The organism is Pseudomonas sp. D2002 (assembly GCF_013385735.1).
Taxonomy (GTDB): domain Bacteria; phylum Pseudomonadota; class Gammaproteobacteria; order Pseudomonadales; family Pseudomonadaceae; genus Aquipseudomonas.
The window spans coordinates 263,888-284,758 of the sequence record NZ_JACAPL010000004.1; the positions used below are offsets into that span (position 1 = coordinate 263,888).

The 20,871-nt window shown below is 62.0% G+C and carries 21 protein-coding genes; 12 read left to right on the forward strand and 9 right to left on the reverse strand.

Annotated elements, in window-relative coordinates; translation table 11 throughout:
• Positions 1–69: 69 nt before the first annotated feature.
• Together HX783_RS10005 and HX783_RS10010 are read left to right on the forward strand one after the other, a co-directional pair.
• A complete protein-coding gene (locus tag HX783_RS10005) occupies positions 70–627 on the forward strand; it encodes a DNA-3-methyladenine glycosylase I (RefSeq protein ID WP_177016780.1) in 558 nt (185 codons plus the stop codon).
• Between the two features lie 40 nt (positions 628–667).
• Positions 668–1,555 (forward strand): lysophospholipid acyltransferase, encoded by an 888-nt coding sequence (locus HX783_RS10010; RefSeq protein WP_106575981.1) that lies wholly within the window; start codon positions 668–670, stop codon positions 1,553–1,555.
• 136 nt (positions 1,556–1,691) lie between these two features.
• Here HX783_RS10010 and HX783_RS10015 read toward each other — a convergent pair whose 3' ends face one another.
• The 5 genes from HX783_RS10015 to def all read right to left on the reverse strand — a co-directional run bounded on the left by HX783_RS10015 (position 1,692) and on the right by def (position 6,341).
• A complete protein-coding gene (locus HX783_RS10015; protein ID WP_177016781.1) occupies positions 1,692–2,003 on the reverse strand; it encodes a hypothetical protein in 312 nt (103 codons plus the stop codon).
• 105 nt (positions 2,004–2,108) lie between these two features.
• Positions 2,109–3,482 carry a Trk system potassium transporter TrkA gene (gene trkA / locus HX783_RS10020; RefSeq protein ID WP_177016782.1) on the reverse strand — a complete coding sequence of 458 codons (1,374 nt, stop codon included), beginning with the start codon at positions 3,480–3,482 and terminating at the stop codon, positions 2,109–2,111.
• A gap of 22 nt (positions 3,483–3,504) precedes the next feature.
• Complete coding sequence (gene rsmB / locus HX783_RS10025; protein ID WP_177016783.1) at positions 3,505–4,815, reverse strand: 16S rRNA (cytosine(967)-C(5))-methyltransferase RsmB; 1,311 nt, start codon at positions 4,813–4,815, stop codon at positions 3,505–3,507.
• Positions 4,812–5,765, reverse strand: a complete 954-nt coding sequence (gene fmt / locus HX783_RS10030; RefSeq protein WP_177016784.1) for a methionyl-tRNA formyltransferase — start codon at positions 5,763–5,765, stop codon at positions 4,812–4,814. Before fmt ends, rsmB begins: the two co-directional genes overlap by 4 nt.
• A gap of 69 nt (positions 5,766–5,834) precedes the next feature.
• Positions 5,835–6,341, reverse strand: coding sequence for a peptide deformylase (gene def / locus HX783_RS10035; RefSeq protein WP_034101640.1), 507 nt, complete (start codon positions 6,339–6,341; stop codon positions 5,835–5,837).
• Positions 6,342–6,476: 135 nt separating this feature from the next.
• Between def and HX783_RS10040 the strand changes: the two genes are divergently transcribed.
• The 3 genes from HX783_RS10040 (at position 6,477) to HX783_RS10050 (ending at position 9,014) form a co-directional block, all read left to right on the forward strand.
• Positions 6,477–7,244 (forward strand): peptidoglycan-binding protein, encoded by a 768-nt coding sequence (locus HX783_RS10040; protein ID WP_177016785.1) that lies wholly within the window; start codon positions 6,477–6,479, stop codon positions 7,242–7,244.
• Positions 7,245–7,307: 63 nt separating this feature from the next.
• Complete coding sequence (dprA, locus tag HX783_RS10045; RefSeq protein WP_177016786.1) at positions 7,308–8,402, forward strand: DNA-processing protein DprA; 1,095 nt, start codon at positions 7,308–7,310, stop codon at positions 8,400–8,402.
• Between the two features lie 54 nt (positions 8,403–8,456).
• Positions 8,457–9,014, forward strand: coding sequence for an L-threonylcarbamoyladenylate synthase (locus tag HX783_RS10050; protein ID WP_053253621.1), 558 nt, complete (start codon positions 8,457–8,459; stop codon positions 9,012–9,014).
• Between the two features lie 131 nt (positions 9,015–9,145).
• On the opposite strand, the gene HX783_RS10055 is transcribed toward HX783_RS10050, so the two are convergent.
• Positions 9,146–10,123, reverse strand: a complete 978-nt coding sequence (locus tag HX783_RS10055) for an NADPH:quinone reductase (protein WP_177016787.1) — start codon at positions 10,121–10,123, stop codon at positions 9,146–9,148.
• A 160-nt stretch (positions 10,124–10,283) separates the two neighbouring features.
• On the opposite strand from HX783_RS10055, the gene hemF reads away from it, so the two are divergent.
• The gene (hemF, locus tag HX783_RS10060) at positions 10,284–11,216 is read left to right on the forward strand and encodes an oxygen-dependent coproporphyrinogen oxidase (RefSeq protein WP_177016788.1); all 933 of its coding nucleotides are present in this window, start codon (positions 10,284–10,286) and stop codon (positions 11,214–11,216) included.
• Positions 11,216–12,037, forward strand: a complete 822-nt coding sequence (gene aroE / locus HX783_RS10065; protein WP_177016789.1) for a shikimate dehydrogenase — start codon at positions 11,216–11,218, stop codon at positions 12,035–12,037. The genes hemF and aroE overlap by 1 nt, the downstream gene beginning before the upstream one ends.
• A gap of 128 nt (positions 12,038–12,165) precedes the next feature.
• On the opposite strand, the gene HX783_RS10070 is transcribed toward aroE, so the two are convergent.
• The 3 genes from HX783_RS10070 to betC form a co-directional block, all read right to left on the reverse strand.
• Entirely contained in the window at positions 12,166–13,734 is a 1,569-nt protein-coding gene (locus HX783_RS10070) for a SulP family inorganic anion transporter (protein WP_177016790.1), read from the reverse strand.
• A 172-nt stretch (positions 13,735–13,906) separates the two neighbouring features.
• On the reverse strand, positions 13,907–14,821 hold the full coding sequence (choX, locus tag HX783_RS10075; RefSeq protein ID WP_177016791.1) for a choline ABC transporter substrate-binding protein: 915 nt from the start codon (positions 14,819–14,821) through the stop codon (positions 13,907–13,909).
• A gap of 18 nt (positions 14,822–14,839) precedes the next feature.
• Positions 14,840–16,354 (reverse strand): choline-sulfatase, encoded by a 1,515-nt coding sequence (gene betC, locus HX783_RS10080; protein WP_177016792.1) that lies wholly within the window; start codon positions 16,352–16,354, stop codon positions 14,840–14,842.
• Between the two features lie 103 nt (positions 16,355–16,457).
• Here betC and HX783_RS10085 point away from each other — a divergent pair, with 103 nt between their 5' ends.
• From HX783_RS10085 to dgoD, 5 genes are all read left to right on the forward strand, one after another.
• Positions 16,458–17,408 (forward strand): LysR family transcriptional regulator, encoded by a 951-nt coding sequence (locus HX783_RS10085; protein ID WP_177016793.1) that lies wholly within the window; start codon positions 16,458–16,460, stop codon positions 17,406–17,408.
• 30 nt (positions 17,409–17,438) lie between these two features.
• A complete protein-coding gene (locus tag HX783_RS10090) occupies positions 17,439–17,765 on the forward strand; it encodes a DOPA 4,5-dioxygenase family protein (protein WP_159953468.1) in 327 nt (108 codons plus the stop codon).
• A 161-nt stretch (positions 17,766–17,926) separates the two neighbouring features.
• The gene (locus tag HX783_RS10095; RefSeq protein WP_177016794.1) at positions 17,927–18,886 is read left to right on the forward strand and encodes a 2-dehydro-3-deoxygalactonokinase; all 960 of its coding nucleotides are present in this window, start codon (positions 17,927–17,929) and stop codon (positions 18,884–18,886) included.
• Between the two features lies 1 nt (position 18,887).
• Positions 18,888–19,508: a 2-dehydro-3-deoxy-6-phosphogalactonate aldolase gene (locus HX783_RS10100; RefSeq protein WP_177016795.1), complete on the forward strand. Its 621-nt coding sequence runs from the start codon at positions 18,888–18,890 to the stop codon at positions 19,506–19,508.
• A gap of 61 nt (positions 19,509–19,569) precedes the next feature.
• Positions 19,570–20,718, forward strand: coding sequence for a galactonate dehydratase (gene dgoD / locus HX783_RS10105; protein ID WP_017137927.1), 1,149 nt, complete (start codon positions 19,570–19,572; stop codon positions 20,716–20,718).
• The last annotated feature ends 153 nt before the right edge of the window (positions 20,719–20,871 follow it).

Genomic DNA, 20,871 nt, shown 5'->3' on the forward strand with positions numbered 1-20,871 from the left:
TTACTTGGGCTGCGATTTAAAGAGCGGGAGTATACCCGATTCGGCCCTGCCACCACTCCCTGGAGCCTTATGCCACGCTGCTTTTGGTGTTCTGAAGATCCGCTGTACATGGCTTATCACGATCAGGAGTGGGGAACGCCGCTGCGCGATGCGCAGGGTCTGTTCGAGTTGCTTTTGCTCGAAGGGTTCCAGGCGGGCCTGTCCTGGATCACCGTTTTACGCAAACGCGAGCATTATCGAAAGGTCTTGTTCGGCTTTGATGCACAGCGTCTGGCACAGCTGAGCGATGCTGAAATCGAAGCGCTGATGCAGGACCCAGGCATCGTGCGCAATCGCTTGAAGCTCAACGCCACCCGCCGCAACGCCGCGGCCTGGCTGGCGCTGGAGGATCCGGTGGGCTTGCTCTGGTCATTTGTCGGCGGCGTGCCCAAGGTCAACCACTTCAAGGATCGCAGCGAGGTTCCGGCGATTACGCCCGAGGCCGAAGCCATGAGCAAAGCCTTGAAAAAAGCCGGTTTTACCTTCGTCGGCCCAACCATTTGCTACGCGTTCATGCAGGCCAGCGGCATGGTCATGGACCACACACAAGACTGCGACCGTTACGCGGACTTGGCCAACGCCGGTTAGAATGCCCGCTTTGCGCACCACACACGATCAGGAGTGACCTGTGGAAAAGTTTAAAGGCGCCTTGCTGGTAGGCGCTCTTCGGTTATTTGCCCTACTGCCCTGGCGCGCTGTCCAAGCTGTCGGCACGGCGATTGGCTGGATCATGTGGAAAACCCCCAACCGCTCCCGCGAGACGGTGCGGATCAACCTCTCCAAATGCTTCCCGGACATGGACCCCGCCGCGCGCGAGCGCCTGGTCGGCCAGAGCCTGATGGACATCGGCAAGTCCCTGACCGAAAGCGCCTGCGCGTGGATCTGGCCGGCCCAGCGCTCCATCGACCTGGTGCGCGAAGTCGAAGGCCTGGAAGTGCTGCACGAAGCCTTGGCTTCGGGCAAAGGCGTGGTCGGCATCACCAGCCACTTGGGCAACTGGGAAGTGCTCAATCACTTCTACTGCAACCAATGCAAACCGATCATTTTTTACCGTCCGCCCAAGCTCAAGGCGGTGGATGAGTTGCTGCAAAAACAGCGTGTGCAACTGGGCAACCGCGTGGCGGCTTCCACCAAGGAAGGCATCCTCAGCGTGATCAAGGAAGTGCGCAAAGGCGGCCAGGTGGGAATCCCGGCTGACCCTGAGCCAGCTGAATCGGCAGGCATCTTCGTGCCGTTCTTCGCCACCCAGGCGCTGACCAGCAAGTTTGTGCCGAACATGCTCGCCGGCCACAAGGCGGTCGGTGTGTTCCTGCATGCGCTGCGGCTGCCGGACGGTTCGGGCTACAAAGTGATCTTGGAAGCGGCGCCGGAAGACATGTACAGCACCGACACCGCCACGTCCTGCGCGGCGATGAGCAAGGTGGTGGAGCGCTATGTCGGCGCCTACCCGAGCCAGTACATGTGGAGCATGAAACGCTTCAAGAAGCGCCCGCCGGGTGAGGCGCGGTGGTATTGATGCTCGACTGACTCAAGGTCGATGCAAAACCAATGTGGGAGCGGGCTTGCTCGCGAAGGCGGTGTATCAGCTACACATTCAGTGACTGACACTCCGCCTTCGCGAGCAAGCCCGCTCCCACATTTTTGATCTCCATTCAGGCCAGGCGGTCGAGCTTTTTCAGGAACACCGTCATCTCTTTTTCGGCCTGCTTGTCGCCATGGGCCAGGGCCGCTTCTATGCCCTTCTCCCACGCATGCCGCGCCGCAGCTTGATCACCCAACCCCAGCTGCGCCTTGCCCAACAACTTCCACGCCGCCGAATACTTCGGGTCGAACTCAACGCATTTGTTCAAATGCTCCGCCGCCTTGGCGTTGTCCTTCAGGTCCAGATAACCCTTGCCCAAGCCAAAGCGCAGCAATGAATTATCCACACCCTTGGCGAGCATTTTTTCCAGGGATTCGAGCATGGCTGTGAGTCCTTTATCTGTGCAGGGTTTCCACAGTAGAAACGCGATCACCTGTGGGAGCGGGCTTGCCCGCGATGACGGCGGCAGGCTCACCTGAATTTTTTATCAGAAGAAACTCAAGCCCACGTGGAACAGCTTCTCCACATCGCGGATATGTTTTTTATCCACCAGAAACAGAATCACATGGTCGCCCGTGGCGATCACTGTGTCGTCGTGGGCGATGAGCACTTCTTCATCACGAATGATTGCGCCGATGGTGGTGCCCGGCGGCAGGCCGATATCCCGGATCGCCTTGCCGATCACCTTGCTCGACTTCGAGTCACCATGGGCAATCGCCTCGATGGCTTCCGCCGCGCCACGGCGCAGTGAGTGCACGCTGACGATATCGCCGCGCCGCACATGCGCGAGCAACGTGCCGATGGTCGCCAACTGCGGGCTGATAGCAATGTCGATATCGCCGCCCTGGATCAGGTCGACGTAGGCCGGGTTGTTGATGATGGTCATGACCTTCTTCGCCCCCAGCCGCTTGGCCAGCAGCGAGGACATGATGTTGGCCTCGTCATCGTTGGTCAGCGCCAGGAAGATATCTGCGTCGGCGATGTTCTCTTCCATCAGCAGGTCGCGGTCCGAGGCGCTGCCTTGCAGTACGACGGTGCTGTCGAGGGTGTCGGACAAATGCCGGCAGCGCGCCGGGCTCATCTCGATGATCTTCACCTGATAGCGGCTTTCGATGGCCTCGGCCAAGCGTTCGCCGATCTGCCCACCACCGGCGATGACGATGCGCTTGTAGGTCTCATCCAGCCGGCGCATTTCGCTCATCACTGCGCGAATATTCGCCTTGGCCGCGATGAAAAATACTTCGTCGTCGGCTTCGATCACGGTATCGCCCTGGGGCAGGATCGGCCGGTCGCGACGGAAAATCGCCGCCACGCGGGTTTCCACATTCGGCATGTGCTCGCGCAGCTGGCGCAGTTGCTGGCCGACCAGCGGGCCGCCGTAATAGGCCTTTACTGCCACCAATTGCGCTTTGCCCTCGGCAAAGTCGATCACCTGCAAAGCGCCGGGAATCTCGATCAGGCGCTTGATGTAGTGGGTCACCACTTGCTCGGGGCTGATCAATACGTCGACTGGAATCGCATCGTTATCGAAAAGCCCGGCACGGGTCAGGTAAGCCGCCTCACGCACGCGGGCGATTTTGGTCGGGGTGTGGAACAGGGTGTGAGCGACCTGGCAGGCGACCATATTGGTCTCGTCACTGTTGGTCACGGCGACCAGCATGTCGGCATCGTCGGCACCGGCCTGGCGCAACACCGTCGGGAACGACGCGCGGCCTTGCACGGTGCGGATGTCCAGGCGGTCGCCGAGGTTGCGCAGGCGCTCGGCATCGGTGTCGACCACGGTGATGTCGTTGGCTTCGCTGGCCAAATGCTCGGCCAGCGTGCCGCCGACCTGCCCTGCCCCAAGGATGATGATTTTCATCCGGTCACTCCCTTAAACCCGTTCAGCCGCGTGCGGCGGCAATCTTGATCAGTTTGGCGTAGTAGAAGCCATCGTGTCCGCCTTCCTGTGCCAGCAGCTGGCGGCCATGGGGCTGCTTGATGCCGGCCGCCGTAGCCAGGTCCAGCTCGCGCGCGCCGCTGGTGCGGGCGAGGAAGGCTTCGATCACCTCGGTGTTCTCGGTGGGCAAGGTCGAGCAGGTGGCGTAAAGCAGGATGCCGCCGACTTCCAGGGTTGGCCACAAGGCGTCGAGCAGCTCGCCTTGCAGCACGGCCAGGGCGGCGATGTCGTCGGGTTGGCGGGTCAGCTTGATGTCCGGGTGGCGGCGAATCACGCCCGTGGCGGAGCATGGCGCGTCGAGCAGAATGCGCTGGAAGGGTTTGCCGTCCCACCAGGTGGCGGTGCCGCGGCCGTCGGCGGCGATCAACTCGGCGCTCAGGCCCAGGCGGGCGAGGTTTTCGCGCACACGCACCAGGCGCTTGGCTTCCAGGTCGACGGCGACTACACCGGCGAGGTCTTTTTCGACTTCCAGAATGTGGCAGGTCTTACCGCCCGGCGCGCAGCAGGCGTCAAGCACGCGCTGGCCGGGCGCCAAGTCGAGCAGGTCGGCGGCCAGTTGCGCGGCTTCGTCCTGCACGCTGATCCAACCTTCGGCAAAACCCGGCAAGGCGCGCACGTCGGTGGCCGCTTCGAGCACGATGCCGTCGACGCTGAACACGCACGGCGTGGCGTTGATGCCGGCCTCGGTGAGCAATTGCAGGTAGGCGTCACGGCTATGATGGCGACGGTTAACCCGCAGAATCATCGGCGGATGCGCATTGTTGGCGGCGCAAATGGCTTCCCATTGATCAGGCCAGAAGGCTTTCAACGACTTTTGCAGCCAGCGCGGGTGGGCGGTGCGCACCACCGGATCATGTTCCAGTTCCGCCAGCAGCGCTTCGCTCTCGCGCTGGGCACGGCGCAGCACGGCGTTGAGCAGCGCCTTGGCCCAGGGCTTTTTCAGCTTGTCGGCGCAACCCACGGTTTCGCCGATGGCGGCGTGGGCCGGCACGCGGGTGTAGAGCAGTTGATAGAGGCCGACCAGCAGCAGCGCCTCCACATCGGCATCGGCTGCCTTGAACGGCTTTTGCAGCAACTTGGCCGCCAGCGCCGACAAGCGCGGCTGCCAGCGGGCGGTGCCAAAGGCCAAATCCTGGGTGAAACCGCGATCACGGTCTTCGACCTTATCCAGCTGGGTCGGCAGTGAACTGTTCAGCGAAGCCTTGCCGTTGAGGACGGCGGCGAGAGCCTTGGCGGCGGCCAGACGCGGGTTCATTGAGCGAGCGCCCCGAGAACCGTGCCCAGGGCAAATTTCTCACGGCGGCTGTTGAACAAGTCGCTGAAATTCAGCGCCTTGCCGCCGGGCAATTGCAGACGCGTCAGGCACAGCGCCTGCTCACCGCAGGCGACCAACAGGCCTTCTTTGCTGGCGCCGATGATTTCACCGGGAGCGCCTTTGCCGTCAGCCAAGGTGGCGGCCAGCACTTTCAAGGCTTCGCCGCTGAGCGTGCTGTGGCAGATCGGCCACGGGTTGAAGGCACGTACCAGGCGCTCCAGCTCGACGGCTGGGCGGCTCCAGTCGATGCGCGCTTCGTCTTTGTTCAGTTTATGGGCGTAAGTGGCCAGGCTGTCATCCTGCACTTCGCCGTCCAGGGTGCCGGCAGCCAGGCCGGCGATGGCTTGCACCACGGCAGGCGGGCCCAGCTCGGCGAGACGGTCGTGCAGGCTGCCGCCGGTGTCTTCGGCGCTGATCGGGGTGGTGACTTTAAGCAGCATCGGGCCGGTGTCCAGACCCGCCTCCATGCGCATCACGGTCACACCGCTTTCGCTGTCACCGGCTTCCACGGCGCGTTGGATCGGCGCTGCACCGCGCCAGCGTGGCAGCAGCGACGCGTGGCTGTTGATGCAGCCCAAACGTGGGATATCCAGCACCGCTTGCGGCAGGATCAAGCCATAAGCCACCACCACCAGCAGGTCCGGCTTCAACGCGGCCAGTTCGGCCTGAGCCTCGGCGTTGCGCAGGGTCGGTGGTTGCAGCACCTGAATGTTGTGCTCAAGCGCCAACTGCTTGACCGGGCTTGGCATCAGTTTTTGCCCGCGACCGGCCGGGCGGTCCGGCTGGGTGTACACCGCGACGATGTCATAAGGGCTGGCAAGCAGGGCCTTGAGGTGTTCGGCGGCAAATTCAGGCGTGCCGGCAAAAACAATGCGCAGTGGCTCGGTCATGGGAGTTCTCGGTTAAAAACAGTCACAAAAGAAAAAGGCTTGCCGCAGCAAGCCTTTGGAAGAAGGGCATCAAGCTTGCTGGCGATGCTTTTTTTCCAGCTTCTTCTTGATCCGGTCGCGTTTAAGCGTGGACAGGTAATCAACAAACAGCTTGCCGTTGAGGTGGTCGCACTCGTGCTGGATGCACACGGCGAGCAGGCCATCGGCGATCAGCTCGTACGGCTTGCCATCACGGTCCAGCGCCTTGATCTTCACGCGCAGCGGGCGCTCGACGTTCTCGTAGAACTCCGGCACCGACAGGCAGCCTTCCTGGTATTCGCCCATCTCGTCGGTCAGCGGTTCGAACTCGGGGTTGATAAACACCCGGGGTTCGCTGCGATCTTCCGACAGGTCCATGACCACGACGCGCTGATGCACGTTGACCTGGGTGGCGGCGAGGCCGATGCCCGGGGCTTCATACATTGTTTCAAACATGTCATCGACCAACTGACGAACCTTGTCGTCCACTACGGCCACCGGTTTGGCGATCGTGCGCAGGCGCGAGTCGGGAAATTCGAGGATGTTCAAAATAGCCATAAGCGTAATTGCTGCACATGTGAGGTAGAGGCAAATCGGCGGTGGGATGGACCCAGGCAGCCGGTGTGAAAAGTTCGAAAGCCGCGAAGGCTATGGCATTTCACGCGAACGCACATAATAAAGGAGATTCACCCCATGAGGAAATCGCTACTCGTCTTGCTGTTGTGGGCGCCGCTCACCCTGGCCATGATTCCGCAGCCCGGCCAGCGCCTGGAACACGCGACGCAACAGGCCATCCAGCACTTTTTACTGCACAACCGCATTCTCGATTCAGCCCAGGACCTGGATAACGCGCCTTACATTGTCGCGGCCGACTCGGGTCGAGTGTTGGGCGCCAACGGCGAGCGTGTGTATGCCAGAGGCGTCTTGGATCCGACCCAGCCAAGCTACGGGATCTTTCGACGCGGCAAGGCCTACACCCACCCTCAAACCCAAGAGATGCTGGGCATAAACGCCGACGACGTTGGCACTGCACGCTTTGTGATGGCGGGCGATGTTTCCACCCTTGCGGTGCAGCGGGTCACCCAGGAAATCCGGCCAGGTGACCGCCTGTTGCGTGCCGAACCACCCGTTGAACAGGCCAGCCTGAAGCCTGGGCCCTTCATAGAAGGGCACATCATCGACGTGCCCAGAGGCGTCACCCAGATCGGCGTACTGGATGCCGTGACCCTGAACAAAGGCCGCCGAGACGGCTTGGTCGAAGGCCAATTACTCACGGTGATCAAGGCCGGCGCCACCGTACGCGACACCCTAACGGGTGCGCAAACCACGCTCCCCGATGAGCGCGCCGGCACGCTGCTGGTGTTTCGCACCTATGAAAAGCTCAGTTATGGCCTGGTGCTCAGTACCTCACGCGCACTCGCCGTTGAGGACCGATTCGAGACTGCCCGACAAACACAATAAATAGCCTGCTAAATAAGTTACCAACAGAGTTATCCACAGCTTGTTCCGGTCAAGGATGATCAAATGTATCCGATAAACAGCAGTGAAATTTCCCCGTCAGAACTGGAAGCTCGGCTACGCTTGCACAGGCTGCCGGAACTGGGTCCCAAGCGTTTCCGTGTATTGATCGACGCGTTCGGCTCTGCCTCAAAGGCCATCAGCGCCCCCGCCAGCGCCTGGCGTTCCCTCGGGTTGCCGGCCATCAGCGCCGATGCCCGGCGCAGCCCCGAAATACGTGACGGTGCCGGTGAAGCATTGGCGTGGTTGGAGCAGCCGGCCCAGCATTTGCTGATGTGGGACCAACCTGAGTACCCGGCACTGCTCGCCCAGATCGACGACGCACCACCGTTATTATTCGTCGCTGGCGACCCGAAAATCCTGGAAAAACCGCAGTTGGCCATGGTCGGCAGCCGCCGTGCATCCCGCCCTGGCATGGACACCGCCGCGGCCTTTTCCCGCGCCTTGGCGAGTGCCGGTTTCGTCATCACCAGTGGCCTCGCGTTGGGTATCGATGGCGCGGCGCACCAGGCAGCGCTGGATGTTGGCGGCCAGACAATCGGCGTGCTCGGCACCGGGCTGGAAAACTTTTATCCACAGCGGCACCGACGGCTCGCAGCGGCGATGATTGCCCAGGGCAGCGCGGTGGTTTCCGAGTTTGCGCTGAACGCCGCACCCCAGGCGGCTAACTTCCCCCGGCGCAACCGAATCATCAGTGGCCTGTCGTTGGGCGTGCTGGTGGTGGAAGCCAGCATGGCCAGCGGTTCGCTGATCACCGCGCGGCTGGCGGCCGAGCAAGGGCGCGAGGTGTATGCGATCCCGGGCTCCATTCATCACCCAGGCGCCAAGGGTTGCCATCAGTTGATCCGCGATGGCGCGACGCTGGTGGAATCCATCGAGCATATTCTGGAAGGCTTGCGCGGCTGGCAGGCCCTGTCCCGCCCGACGCCGATGCCGGTGACTCACCCACTGGTGGCGCTGCTGCACGCTGCGCCGCATTCCAGCGAGGCCTTGGCGATTGCCAGTGGGCGGCCTTTGTCCCACGTGCTGGCGACACTGACCGAGCTTGAACTCGAAGGCCAAGTGATCTGCGAAAGCGGGCGCTGGCTCGCGCGCTGCTAGGTTTTGTAAAGAAGATCGGTAAACTGCGCAGAGCTTTAGTCCGGAGAGTGAGCAATGGTCAACAGGTGGCGTGTGCTGGAAACCGCACGAGAAATTCGCGCAGGCGCGGTGATCGCCTATCCGACCGAAGCGGTCTGGGGCCTGGGCTGCGACCCGTGGAACGAAGAAGCGGTGGACCGGCTGCTGGCGATCAAGAATCGGTCAGTGGACAAGGGCCTGATCCTGGTGGCGGATAACATTCGCCAGTTCGATTTTCTCTTTGAAGACTTCCCGGACACCTGGATCGAACGCATGGCCAGTACCTGGCCTGGGCCGAACACCTGGCTGGTGCCGCATCAGGACTTGCTGCCTGAATGGGTCACGGGTGTGCATGACACGGTGGCGTTGCGGGTGAGCGACCATCCGCTGGTGCGGGATTTGTGTTCGTTGGTCGGGCCGCTGATTTCCACCTCGGCCAACCCGCAGGGCCGCCCGGCTGCGCGCACGCGGCTTCGTGTGGAGCAGTATTTCCGTGGCCAGGTGGATCGGGTGCTGGGTGGTGCTTTGGGTGGGCGCAAGAACCCGAGCCTGATTCGCGATTTGGCGACGGGTGAGGTGGTGCGGCCCTCTTGAGACCGAGGTGCGGCTTTCGCGAGCAAGCCCGCTCCCACATTCGACCGCATTCCAACTGAAGGACCACGATCAAAATGTGGGAGCGGGCTTGCTCGCGAAGAGGCCATCACTGCCCCTGGAGATCTACCGCCTTATGGCAGAAGAATGGTCGACCCGGTAGTCCGCCGCCCCGACAACTCAGTCTGCGCCTTCGCCGCATCCGCCAACGAGAACCGCTGGTTGATATCAATGCGCACCTTGCCGCTCTTGATCATCGAGAACAGGTCATCCGCCATCGCCTGTAGATCTTTCGGGTTGCTGGCGTAGGTCGCCAAGGTCGGCCGGGTGACATACAGCGAGCCCTTCGCCGCCAGAATCCCCAGGTTTACGCCATCCACCGCGCCCGACGCATTCCCGAAACTCACCACCAGCCCACGCGGCGCAACGCTGTCCAGCGAGGTCAGCCAGGTGTCTTTGCCGACGCCGTCGTACACCACCGGCACCTTTTTACCGTCGGTCAGTTCCAGTACGCGTTGTGCGACGTTTTCCTTGCTGTAGTCGATGGTTTCCCAGGCGCCGAGGGACTTGGCCAGTGCTGCCTTTTCCGGCGAACTCACGGTGCCGATCAACTTCACGCCCAAGGCCTTGGCCCATTGGCAGGCCAGCGAACCCACACCACCGGCAGCGGCGTGGAACAGGATGGTTTCGCCGCCCTTCAATTCGTAGGTCTGGCGCAGCAGGTACTGCACGGTCAGGCCCTTGAGCATCGCGCCAGCGGCTTGTTCGAAGCTGATGTCGTCCGGCAGATGCACCAGGTTGGCGGCGGGCAATGTGTGCAACTCGCTGTAGGCACCCAGCGGGCCGCTGCCGTAGGCCACTCGGTCGCCCACTTTGAATTGCGTGACTTCGCTGCCCACCGCGTCGACCACCCCCGCGCCCTCTGCGCCCAGGCCCGAAGGCAGCGCTGGCGGTGCATACAGACCGCTGCGGAAATAGGTGTCGATGAAGTTCAGGCCAATGGCCTCGTTACGCACGCGAACCTGCTGCGGGCCAGGCTCTGCCGGCGTGTAGTCCACATACTCAAGCACTTCGGGGCCGCCATGGGCGCTGAACTGGATACGTTTGGCCATCTGCACTTCTCCTGAGGTCGAATTCGCGTAGCCCTCTATCCCACTCCTATGCTTGATCTTCGTCAACTGCGGCAGCATGGAGTGCGGTGGTATCCTGTGCGCCCATTTGCCGCCGACGCCCAATGGCCTCGCGTAGCTTTGCCCGATTCAAGGTGATGCCATGACTACTCGCACCGAGGCTGTTAAAGCCTACCTGCTCGACCTGCAAGACCGCATTTGCAGCGCCCTGGAAACCTTTGAGACGGACACGCGCTTTATCGAAGACGCCTGGACCCGGCCTGCCGGCGGTGGCGGTCGCACCCGTGTAATTGAAAACGGCACGGTGATCGAAAAAGGCGGCGTTAACTTTTCCCACGTGTTCGGCAGCGGCCTGCCACCGTCGGCCAGTGCGCATCGCCCTGAGCTGGCCGGTCGCGGCTTTGAGGCCTTGGGCGTGTCGCTGGTGATCCACCCGCACAACCCGCATGTGCCGACGTCCCACGCCAACGTGCGCTTTTTCATCGCCGAGAAAGAAGGCGAAGAACCGGTGTGGTGGTTCGGCGGCGGCTTCGACCTCACGCCCTACTACGGCAACGAAGAAGACTGCATCCACTGGCACCGCGTGGCCGAGCAGGCCTGTGCGCCGTTCGGGCCGGATGTGTACGCGCGCTACAAGGCGTGGTGCGACACCTACTTCCATATCAAGCACCGCAACGAGCCGCGCGGCATCGGCGGCCTGTTCTTCGATGACTTGAACGAGTGGGGCTTCGACACCTGCTTCGCCTTCATCCGCGCCATCGGCGATGCGTATATCGACGCCTACCTGCCAATCGTACAGCGCCGCAAGGCCATGGCGTACACCGAGCAACAGCGTCAATTCCAGGAGTTCCGCCGTGGTCGCTATGTCGAGTTCAACCTCGTCTATGACCGTGGCACCCTGTTTGGCCTGCAGTCGGGCGGGCGCACCGAGTCGATCCTGATGTCGCTGCCGCCGCAAGTGCGCTGGAGCTACGACTGGAAAGCCGAGGCCGGCAGCGAAGAAGCGCGCCTCACCGATTACTTCCTGCAAGACCGCGACTGGCTCGGCATTGCCGCGCCCAAGGCGGCGGTCTGATGGATCGTTATGTCGTGTTCGGCAACCCCATCGGCCACAGCAAGTCGCCGTTGATCCACCGTATGTTTGCCGAGCAGACCGGCGAGCAACTGGACTACAGCACCTTGCTGGCGCCGCTGGAGGATTTCACCGGCTGTGCCCGTGGGTTTTTTCAGCAAGGCCGTGGCGCCAATGTCACCGTACCGTTCAAGGAAGACGCCTACCGCCTGGCCAACAGCCTGACCGAACGTGCCCAGCGTGCCGGGGCGGTGAACACCTTGAGCAAGCTGGCCGACGGCACGTTGCTGGGCGATAACACCGACGGCGCCGGCCTGGTGCGTGACCTGACGGTGAATGCCGGGTTGAGCCTGCAAGGCAAACGCATCCTGCTGCTCGGCGCCGGTGGCGCGGTACGCGGGGCGTTGGAGCCCTTGCTGGCCGAGCAACCAGCGTCGCTGATCATCGCCAACCGCACCGTGGAAAAAGCCGAATTGCTCGCCGAGTTGTTCGACGACCTGGGCCCGGTGTCTGCCAGCGGTTTCGACTGGCTGCGTGAGCCGGTGGACGTGATCATCAATGCCACGTCCGCCAGCCTGTCAGGCGATGTACCGCCGATTGCCGGCAGCCTGATCGAACCGGGTAAGACGTTCTGCTACGACATGATGTACGCCAAGGAACCCACCGCGTTTTGCCGTTGGGCTGCAGAGCAGGGCGCAGCGGTGGCGATGGATGGTTTGGGCATGCTCGTGGAGCAGGCGGCGGAAGCGTTCTTCCTGTGGCGCGGCGTGCGCCCGGACTCGGCGCCGGTGTTGGCTGAGTTGCGGCGGCAGTTGTTGGCCTGACACAGAGCAAATGTGGGCACAGTCAGTGTGGGAGCGGGCTTGCTCGCGAAAGCAGTGTGTCAGTCAATAATTACTTAACTGACCCACCGCATTCGCGAGCAAGCCCGCTCCCACAGTTTTAACCGCATTCAGTCTTCAAAATGGATGGGGCAATTTTCGGCCCCTTCCAATTTCTTTAATTCCTCCACCACCTGCGGTCGGGCCCGGCGCAAGGTCAAACTACGCCCCGTTCCCCGCAACCGCCGCGCCTCCTGATGCAGCATCTCCACCCCCGAATAGTCGATAAAGTTGATCTGCTGCGCTTCAATCACCACCCGCTCGCCCTGCAAGCTCTGCAGCCGCACTTGCAGGTAATGGCTGGCGCCAAAAAAGATCGAACCGCCGACCCGCAACACATCTTCGTCACCATCGCGCCACTGCTGCACGCGCGGTTGCGAGGTGCGCTTGAGGTAGAAAAACAACGAGGCCAGCACCCCGGCATAGATGGCCGTTTGCAGCTCCAGCAGCAAGGTGGCGACGCACGTCAGGCTCATCACCACAAACTCGGCGCGGCTGACGCGGAACAGTGCGCGAATACCGCGGTAATCCACCAGGCCCCAGCAGATCAGCAGGATGCTGGCGGCCATACTCGGGATCGGGATATGCGCGATCAACGCCGCACCAAAGAGTGCGAATAAAGCCACCCACAGCGCAGAAAACACGCCCGCCAAGGGTGAGCAGGCGCCCGCCTCGTAGCTTAAGCCCGAGCGGGTAAAGGAACCGGCTGACAAGTAGCCGGAAAAAAATCCGCCAACGATATTGGATAAACCCTGCGCGCGGACTTCCTGGTTGGCATCCAGCAGTTGCTGCGAGCGCGCCGACAGCGAGCGCGCAATCGACAGGCTGGTGACCAGCCCCAGCATGCCCACCGCCACCGCACTCGGCAGCAAACGCAGCAGCGTATCCAGGTCCATCGGCAACGGGCTGAACGGCGGCAGCTTGCCCACAAACGAACTGACCTGCGCCACGTGCCCGAACATCGCCGGCCACAGCCACGCCACCAGGCTGCCCAGCGCCAAAGCGATCAACAGCGTTGGCCAGCGTGGCACCCAGTATTTGAGCAATGCGCCCACCAGCAAGGTGCCCAGGCCCAGGGCGAGGGAAGCGTGGTCCCATTCGCCACCGTGATCGATGAGCGCCAGCAGGCTTTTAATCGCCGTGGCCTGGCTGGGCAGATCCAGCCCGAGTAAGTTGGGCAACTGCCCCAAGGCAATCACCACGGCAGCACCCAGGGTGAACCCGAGTACCACCGAGTGCGAGACGAAATTCACCAGCGCGCCGAAGCGCAGCATGCCCAACAGCCACTGGAACACCCCGGCGAGAAACGTCAGCAGCAGGATCAGCGTGATGTAGTCCTGTGACCCCGGCACGGCCAAGGGGCTGACGCTGGCGTAGAGCACGATGGAAATGGCGGCTGTCGGGCCGCAGATCAAGTGCCAGGAGGAACCCCAAAGGCAGGCGATCAGCACCGGGATGATGGCAGCGTACAGGCCGTATTCCGGTGGGAGACCGGCGATCAGCGCGTAGGCAATCGACTGCGGCAGTGCGAGCACGGCGCCACTGAGGCCGACCATCGCATCCCGGCCGACGCTGGCGCGGGTTTGGCGCGGTAGCCAGGCGAGGAAAGGAAAGAGTGTGTGGCGGTTGGGCCGGGGCATCGCAAACTCGGACGAAAAGGTTAGCTCAGGGTATCAGCACATACCGGTACCTGTGGGAGCTGGCTTGCCTGCGATAGCATCACCTCGGTCTGACTGATTGACCGAGTCGTCTGCATCGCAGGCAAGCCAGCTCCCACAAAAGCCAGTTCCCAAAAAGGATCGATTTCGGGGGTTAGAGCTTGGCTTTTACCGCAGGCAACGCATCCTGGCCATCCACGGTCTTTACCCCATCGAGCCACTTATCCAACACCGCCGGATTGGCCTTGATCCACGCCTTCGCCGCCTCGGCATTGCTGAGCTTTTTATTCGCCACCTCAGCCATGATGCTGTTCTCCATTTCCTGGGTGAAAGTCAGGTTGGTCAGCAGCTTCCCGACATTCGGGCAGGCCTGTGCATAACCCTTGCGGGTCAGGGTGAACACGCTGCCTTTGTCACCGAAGTACTTCTCGCCGCCTTTGAGGTAATGCATTTTCAACTGCACGTTCATCGGGTGCGGCGTCCAGCCGAGGAAGGTGACGAATTTCTGTTTCTTCACCGCCCGCGACACTTCGGCGAGCATTGCCTGTTCACTCGACTCGATCAGCTTCCACTGGCCCAGGTCGAAGTCGTTCTTCTTGATGATCTCCTGCAGCGAAATATTCGCCGGTGCGCCGGAGCCGATGCCGTAGATCTTCTTATCGAACTTGTCGGCAAACTTGTTCAAGTCAGCAAAATCATGCACCCCGGCGTCCCACACGTAATCCGGCACGGCCAGGGTGAACTCGGTGCCGTCGAGGTTTTTCGCCAGTTGCACCACGTCGCCATTGGCGACGAACTTGTCATAGAAGCCCTGCTGCGCCGGCATCCAGTTGCCCAGGAACACATCGACCTGGCCGTCCTTGAGCCCGCCAAATGTAATCGGCACCGCCAGGGTGTCGACCTTGGCCTTGTAGCCCATGCCGTTCAGCAAAAAACCGGTGATGGCATTGGTGGCGGCGATATCGCTCCAGCCTGGGTCGGCCATCTTCACCGTGTCACAGCTGGAGTCCGCGTACACATTGGCGCTACTGAGCACCAACATGCCCAGCACTACAGTCAACTTTTGCATGGCCTTCCCTCTGTCTATTTATTGGTTTTGGCAGGGTTGTGGATAACGTGCCTTGCGCTCCAGGTCGTCGAGGTCGATATGGTTGCGCATGTATTGCTGACTGGCGTCCACCAGTGGCTGGTGATCCCAGCTCTTCAGCTTGCCTTGGGTCAGCGCCTCAAACACCAGGCGGCGACGGCGTTGGCTGGCGAGCACCTGTTGGTGGATCGCCGGGATGTCCCATTTGGCCCGCGCCTCACTCAAAAACGCCTCGAACAGTGGCCGGTGTTCCGGTGACTGGCTGAGGTTTTCCCGCTCGTGCGGGTCGTTGTGCACATCGAACAGTAGACAAGGGTCGTCTTCGCTGTAGATGAATTTGTAAGCGCCACGGCGAATCATCATCAATGGGCTGATGGTGCCTTCAGCCATGTACTCGCCAAACACTTCGTCGTGCCCGCCCTGCCCTCGCAAATGCGCGAGCAGCGAGCGGCCGTCCAGCGGCAAGCGCGGGTCCAGCTCGCCGCCGGCCAGTTCCACCAGGGTTGGCAACAGGTCGGCGGTGGACACGGCTTTGCTCACGCGGCCCGCCGCAAACTGCCCCGGCGCACTGACCAGCAGCGGCACGCGGGCGGCCATTTCGAACCAGTGCATTTTGTACCAGAGGCCGCGCTCACCGAGCATGTCGCCGTGGTCGCCGGAGAAAATGATGATGGTGTCATCGGCCAGGCCGGTGTCTTCCAGGGTTTGCAGGAGTTTGCCGACGTTGCTGTCGATGTAGCTGCACGCGCCGAAATACGCACGCCGCGCGTCGCGAATCTTGTCCACCGGCAGCGGCTTGTCCCACAGGTCATAGACCTTGAGCAGGCGCTGGGAATGCGGGTCGAGGTCGGCCTGGGCGGGCGTCGCAGGCAACGGGATGTCGCTGTCGTCGTACAGGTCCCAGAACGGCTTGGGAATGGTGTACGGGTCGTGTGGGTGAGTCATCGACACGGTCAGGCAGAACGGCTGCTCGCCGTCTTCGCGGATATGGTCGAACAGGTACTGCTGGGCCTTGAACACCACTTCTTCGTCGAAATCCAGCTGGTTGGTGCGCACGCACGGGCCGGCTTGCAGCACCGAGGACATGTTGTGATACCAGGTGGGGCGCACGTCCGGCTCATCCCAGTTCACCGCCCAGCCATAGTCGGCGGGGTAGATGTCGCTGGTCAGGCGTTCTTCGTAACCGTGCAACTGGTCTGGCCCGCAGAAGTGCATCTTGCCCGACAGCGCAGTGCGGTAGCCGAGGCGGCGCAGGTAGTGGGCATAAGTCGGCACATCGGCGGGGAAATCCGCTGCGTTGTCGTAGGCGCCGATCTTGCTCGGCAACTGGCCGCTGACCAGGGTGAAGCGCGACGGCGCGCACAGCGGGCTGTTGCAGTAGGCGGCGTCGAACACCACGCCCTGTTCGGCGAGGCGGCTCAGGTTCGGCAGTTTGATCGGGGAAGGTCCGTAGAACGGAAGCAGCGGCGCGGCCATTTGATCAGCCATGATGAAAAGAATGTTCTTGCGCTTCATGAGTCTTCGGCATTCCATAGGCGGTGTTTATGCGAATGAGCATGCAGCCCATGGAAAATGGGGTAAAGCCCATGAAAAGCAATGTCTAGGATAAGCACAGCTTATGTATGAAGCCCTCGGCGATGTATCCCTCGACCTGCTGCGCGCGTTTGAGGCGGCGGCGCGCCACCGCAGCTTTACCGCTGCGGCCATGGAGCTGGGCACTACCCAGCCGGCCATCAGCCAGCAGATCAAGCGCCTCGAAGAACAGCTTGGGCTGCGTTTGTTTGATCGCATTTACCGTGGCATTGAACTGACCGATGCCGGCGCCCTGTTGTTCGAGCATGTGCAAGGCGGTTTGCAGACCATCAACCAAGGCCTGAGCGCGATCACCCAGCAGGACCAGCATGAAGTGCTGCAAGTGGCCACCGACTTCGCCTTCGCGGCCTACTGGCTGATGCCGCGCCTGCACCGCTTTCACCAGGCCAACCCGCAGGTCGACGTCAGCCTGGTGACCAGCGAACGCAACCACGCCACCTTGCGCAGCGATATCGACGTGGCGGTGTTGTTCGGCGATGGCCGTTTCAAACAGGGCGACAGCCTCTGGCTGTTCAACGAGGAAGTGTTCCCGGTGTGCAGCCCGCAATGGCTCAAGGACCAGGCCACGCCGCTGACCGTGCAGACGCTGCCGGACTGTCCGCTGCTGCACCTGCGCCAGGAAAACAACAGCCAGTGGTTCGACTGGAGCGGCGTGTTTCGCGAACTGGGCATTACCACCGCGCCCACGCCCGGCCAACTGCGCTTCGACAATTACACCTTATTGATTCAGGCGGCGATTGCCGGCCAGGGCGTGGCCATCGGCTGGCGCCATTTGGTGGATAACCTGCTGGAACAGAACTGGCTGTGCCGGCCGATCAGCGACACAGTGATTTCACGCTTCGGCTATTACGTGGTGCAACCGCAGCGCAAACGTCGGGGGCAATTGGTAGAGCGCTTTGTCGACTGGCTGGTGGCCGAGCAAGCCAGCAGCGCGCAATCGCTGACCGGGCTGGCCCTGCCGTCGATTGCGGTCTAGGATCGGCGCATATTGGATCCGGATTTCGCCATGCAACGTATCAAGGGTTATCACGCCCATATCTACTTCGACGCCAACACCATCGACCAGGCGCGGCAGCTTTGCGAGGACGCGGCCAAGCTGTTCCCACTGCGCATGGGCCGTGTGCATGAACGCCCGGTGGGCCCGCACCCGGACTGGAGCTGCCAGCTGGCATTCGAGCCTGAGTACATCGGCGTGGTGCTGCCGTGGTTGGCGTTGCATCGCGAAGGGTTGGTGGTGTTCCTGCACCCTGATACCGGCGATGACTTGAAGGATCACACCGATTACGCGATCTGGATGGGCGCCATGCGTGAGCTGGACCTGTCTATTTTTTAACCACTCATGATCAAAATCCCGTCGCCGCGTAAAAGCCGACGGGATTTTTTATGGATTAACCCAATATATGGGACTGTTATTTATATATTGAGATATCGCCGGTCATAGGTTTATATTCGCCCATCTGCTTTTTTCAGCACCCACTCATTTCAGGTGAAGCGATGCAGGCGCAATTGATCGCGCTCGACTGGGGGACCAGCTCCCTTCGTGCTTATAAACTCGGCCCGGCCGGCAAGGTGCTTGAACAACGCACGCTGGCGTTCGGGATCATGCACCTGCCCAGCGAACCTCGGGAGATTGCCGGCGTGCGTTGCAGCGATGGCTTCGAGTTGGCGTTCGATGCGGCTTGCGGTGATTGGCTGGAGGCCGAACCGAGCCTGCCGGTGATCGCCTGCGGCATGGTCGGCAGCGCCCAGGGCTGGAGCGAAGCGGCCTATCGCAACACACCCGTCGATGTCGCCAGCCTGGGCCAGGCGCTGCACTCCGTGCGCAGCCTGCGCGGCGTCGAGGTGCACATCGTGCCCGGCGTGATCGAACAAGTGGGCTTGCCGAATGTGATGCGCGGCGAAGAAACCCAAGTGCTGGGCGTGCTGCAAGGCCTCGGTACGCAGGTGTTGATCGGCCTGCCCGGCAGCCATTCCAAGTGGGTCGAGGTGGTGGATGGCTGCATCACCCACTTCGACACCTTCATGACCGGCGAGCTGTTTGCGGTGCTCAGCCAGCACAGCATCCTCGGCCGTACGCAAAAGGCTGCCGAACACTTCCAGGCCGAGGCGTTTGATCGCGGCGTGCATGTGGCGCTGTCTGAAGACGGCCAGCGCGGCGTGCTTTCTACACTGTTCAGTGCCCGCACCCTGGGCCTTACCGCCGAGCTGGCACCTGACCAGCAGCCGGATTACCTCTCCGGCCTGCTGATCGGCCATGAACTGGCTGGCCTGCCGGCGCACGCAAAACACCAGCCTATCGTGCTGGTCGGCACAGCACCGCTCTGCGCCCGTTACCAACGCGCCCTCGCCCTTTGCGGCTTCGCCCACGTCAGCCTGGCGCAAGCGGCCACCGAACGCGGCCTGTGGCAATTGGCCGTGGCCGCTGGGCTCACTCAACCTGTCCTGGAGGCCTGACATGCTCAAGCAAGCACTCGCACACAACGGTTTGATCGCAATCCTGCGCGGCGTACGACCGGACGAGGCCGAGGCGATTGGCCAGGTGCTCTATCAGGCCGGCTTTCGGGTGATCGAAGTGCCGCTGAATTCGCCGGACCCTTACACCAGCATCCGCACCCTGCGCGACAGCCTGCCCGCCGATTGCCTGATCGGCGCGGGCACCGTGTTGACGCCGGAGCAGGTCGAGCAAGTCAAAGCCGCGGGTGGCCAAGTGATCGTCATGCCCCACAGCGATGCCAAGGTGTTGCGCGCGGCGAAAGCGGCGGGCTTGTACCTGTCGCCGGGTGTGGCCACGCCCACCGAAGCCTTTGCAGCCCTGGCCGAAGGCGCCGACGTGTTGAAGCTGTTCCCGGCCGAGCAAATGGGCCCGGCGGTAATCAAGGCGTGGCTGGCGGTGTTGCCGACGGGCACCTTGTTGCTGCCGGTGGGCGGCGTGACCCCGGACAACATGCAGGTGTATTTCGACGCGGGGGCCAGGGGCTTCGGCCTGGGGTCCGGGTTGTTCAAGCCGGGCATGTCCGTGGACCAAGTCGCGAGCAGCGCCCAGGCGTATGTCGCCGCGTGGAACGCGTTGAATTGATGCCCTGAAAAGAAAACACGTTTTGCGCCCTCGGCGCTGCATCGACAAGAGAGATAAGAAGATGAAAATCACCAAATTGACCACCTTCATCGTCCCGCCGCGCTGGTGCTTCCTCAAGGTCGAAACCGACCAGGGCGTGACCGGCTGGGGTGAACCTGTGGTCGAAGGCCGCGCGCACACCGTGGCGGCCGCCGTCGAAGAACTGTCCGACTACCTGATCGGCAAAGACCCACGCAATATCGAAGACATCTGGACCGTGCTCTATCGCGGCGGCTTCTACCGGGGCGGCGCTGTGCACATGAGCGCCCTCGCCGGTATCGACCAGGCGCTGTGGGACATCAAGGGCAAGGCACTGGGCGTGTCGGTCAGTGACCTGCTCGGCGGCCAGGTGCGCGACAAGATCCGCGTGTATTCGTGGATCGGCGGCGACCGCCCGGCTGACACTGCGCGTGCGGCAAAAGAAGCCGTGGCGCGTGGTTTTACCGCAGTGAAAATGAACGGCACCGAAGAGCTGCAATTCGTCGACAGCTTTGAAAAAGTCGACCTGGCCCTGGCCAACGTAGCCGCCGTGCGCGATGCGGTGGGCCCGAACGTCGGCATCGGCGTCGACTTCCATGGCCGCGTGCACAAGCCCATGGCCAAGGTGCTGATGAAAGAACTCGACCCCTACAAACTGATGTTTATCGAAGAGCCGGTGCTCAGCGAAAACTACGAAGCCCTCAAAGAGCTGGCGCCGCTGACCAGCACGCCGATTGCCCTGGGCGAGCGCCTGTTCTCGCGTTGGGACTTCAAGCGCGTACTCAGCGAAGGCTACGTCGACATCATCCAGCCTGACGCCTCTCACGCCGGTGGTATCACCGAAACCCGCAAGATCGCCAACATGGCCGAAGCCTACGACGTGGCCCTGGCCCTGCACTGCCCGCTGGGCCCGATTGCCTTGGCGGCCTGCCTGCAATTGGACGCGGTTTGCTACAACGCGTTTATCCAGGAGCAAAGCCTGGGCATTCACTACAACGAGAGCAACGACTTGCTCGACTACGTGCGCGACCCGGGCGTGTTCGACTATGACAAAGGCTTTGTGAAGATCCCCAACGGGCCGGGCCTGGGCATCGAGATCAACGAGGAATACGTGATCGAACGCGCGGCCATCGGCCATCGCTGGCGCAACCCGATCTGGCGGCATGCCGACGGCAGCTTTGCCGAGTGGTAATACCTCCACACTGATCATTCCCACGCTCCGCGTGGGAATGCCTCCTGTGACGCTCTGCGTCACGCTTTTAAAAGCGGACGCGGAGCGTCCCGAGTTGCATTCCCACGCTGAGCGTGGGAACGATCAATACAGACCTCAATAAACATAACAAGA

What these genes read in the sequence shown, in the direction of transcription:
- HX783_RS10015 (WP_177016781.1), bottom strand. Translation starts at nt 2,003, where the DNA reads ATGCTCGAATCCCTGGAAAAAATGCTCGCCAAGGGTGTGGATAATTCA.
- HX783_RS10005 (WP_177016780.1), top strand. Translation starts at nt 70, where the DNA reads ATGCCACGCTGCTTTTGGTGTTCTGAAGATCCGCTGTACATGGCTTAT.
- HX783_RS10095 (WP_177016794.1), top strand. Translation starts at nt 17,927, where the DNA reads ATGCAGGCGCAATTGATCGCGCTCGACTGGGGGACCAGCTCCCTTCGT.
- trkA (WP_177016782.1), bottom strand. Translation starts at nt 3,482, where the DNA reads ATGAAAATCATCATCCTTGGGGCAGGGCAGGTCGGCGGCACGCTGGCC.
- HX783_RS10085 (WP_177016793.1), top strand. Translation starts at nt 16,458, where the DNA reads ATGTATGAAGCCCTCGGCGATGTATCCCTCGACCTGCTGCGCGCGTTT.
- def (WP_034101640.1), bottom strand. Translation starts at nt 6,341, where the DNA reads ATGGCTATTTTGAACATCCTCGAATTTCCCGACTCGCGCCTGCGCACG.
- HX783_RS10070 (WP_177016790.1), bottom strand. Translation starts at nt 13,734, where the DNA reads ATGCCCCGGCCCAACCGCCACACACTCTTTCCTTTCCTCGCCTGGCTA.
- HX783_RS10040 (WP_177016785.1), top strand. Translation starts at nt 6,477, where the DNA reads ATGAGGAAATCGCTACTCGTCTTGCTGTTGTGGGCGCCGCTCACCCTG.
- HX783_RS10050 (WP_053253621.1), top strand. Translation starts at nt 8,457, where the DNA reads ATGGTCAACAGGTGGCGTGTGCTGGAAACCGCACGAGAAATTCGCGCA.
- betC (WP_177016792.1), bottom strand. Translation starts at nt 16,354, where the DNA reads ATGAAGCGCAAGAACATTCTTTTCATCATGGCTGATCAAATGGCCGCG.
- aroE (WP_177016789.1), top strand. Translation starts at nt 11,216, where the DNA reads ATGGATCGTTATGTCGTGTTCGGCAACCCCATCGGCCACAGCAAGTCG.
- HX783_RS10090 (WP_159953468.1), top strand. Translation starts at nt 17,439, where the DNA reads ATGCAACGTATCAAGGGTTATCACGCCCATATCTACTTCGACGCCAAC.
- dprA (WP_177016786.1), top strand. Translation starts at nt 7,308, where the DNA reads ATGTATCCGATAAACAGCAGTGAAATTTCCCCGTCAGAACTGGAAGCT.
- HX783_RS10100 (WP_177016795.1), top strand. Translation starts at nt 18,888, where the DNA reads ATGCTCAAGCAAGCACTCGCACACAACGGTTTGATCGCAATCCTGCGC.
- dgoD (WP_017137927.1), top strand. Translation starts at nt 19,570, where the DNA reads ATGAAAATCACCAAATTGACCACCTTCATCGTCCCGCCGCGCTGGTGC.
- choX (WP_177016791.1), bottom strand. Translation starts at nt 14,821, where the DNA reads ATGCAAAAGTTGACTGTAGTGCTGGGCATGTTGGTGCTCAGTAGCGCC.
- hemF (WP_177016788.1), top strand. Translation starts at nt 10,284, where the DNA reads ATGACTACTCGCACCGAGGCTGTTAAAGCCTACCTGCTCGACCTGCAA.
- rsmB (WP_177016783.1), bottom strand. Translation starts at nt 4,815, where the DNA reads ATGAACCCGCGTCTGGCCGCCGCCAAGGCTCTCGCCGCCGTCCTCAAC.
- HX783_RS10055 (WP_177016787.1), bottom strand. Translation starts at nt 10,123, where the DNA reads ATGGCCAAACGTATCCAGTTCAGCGCCCATGGCGGCCCCGAAGTGCTT.
- fmt (WP_177016784.1), bottom strand. Translation starts at nt 5,765, where the DNA reads ATGACCGAGCCACTGCGCATTGTTTTTGCCGGCACGCCTGAATTTGCC.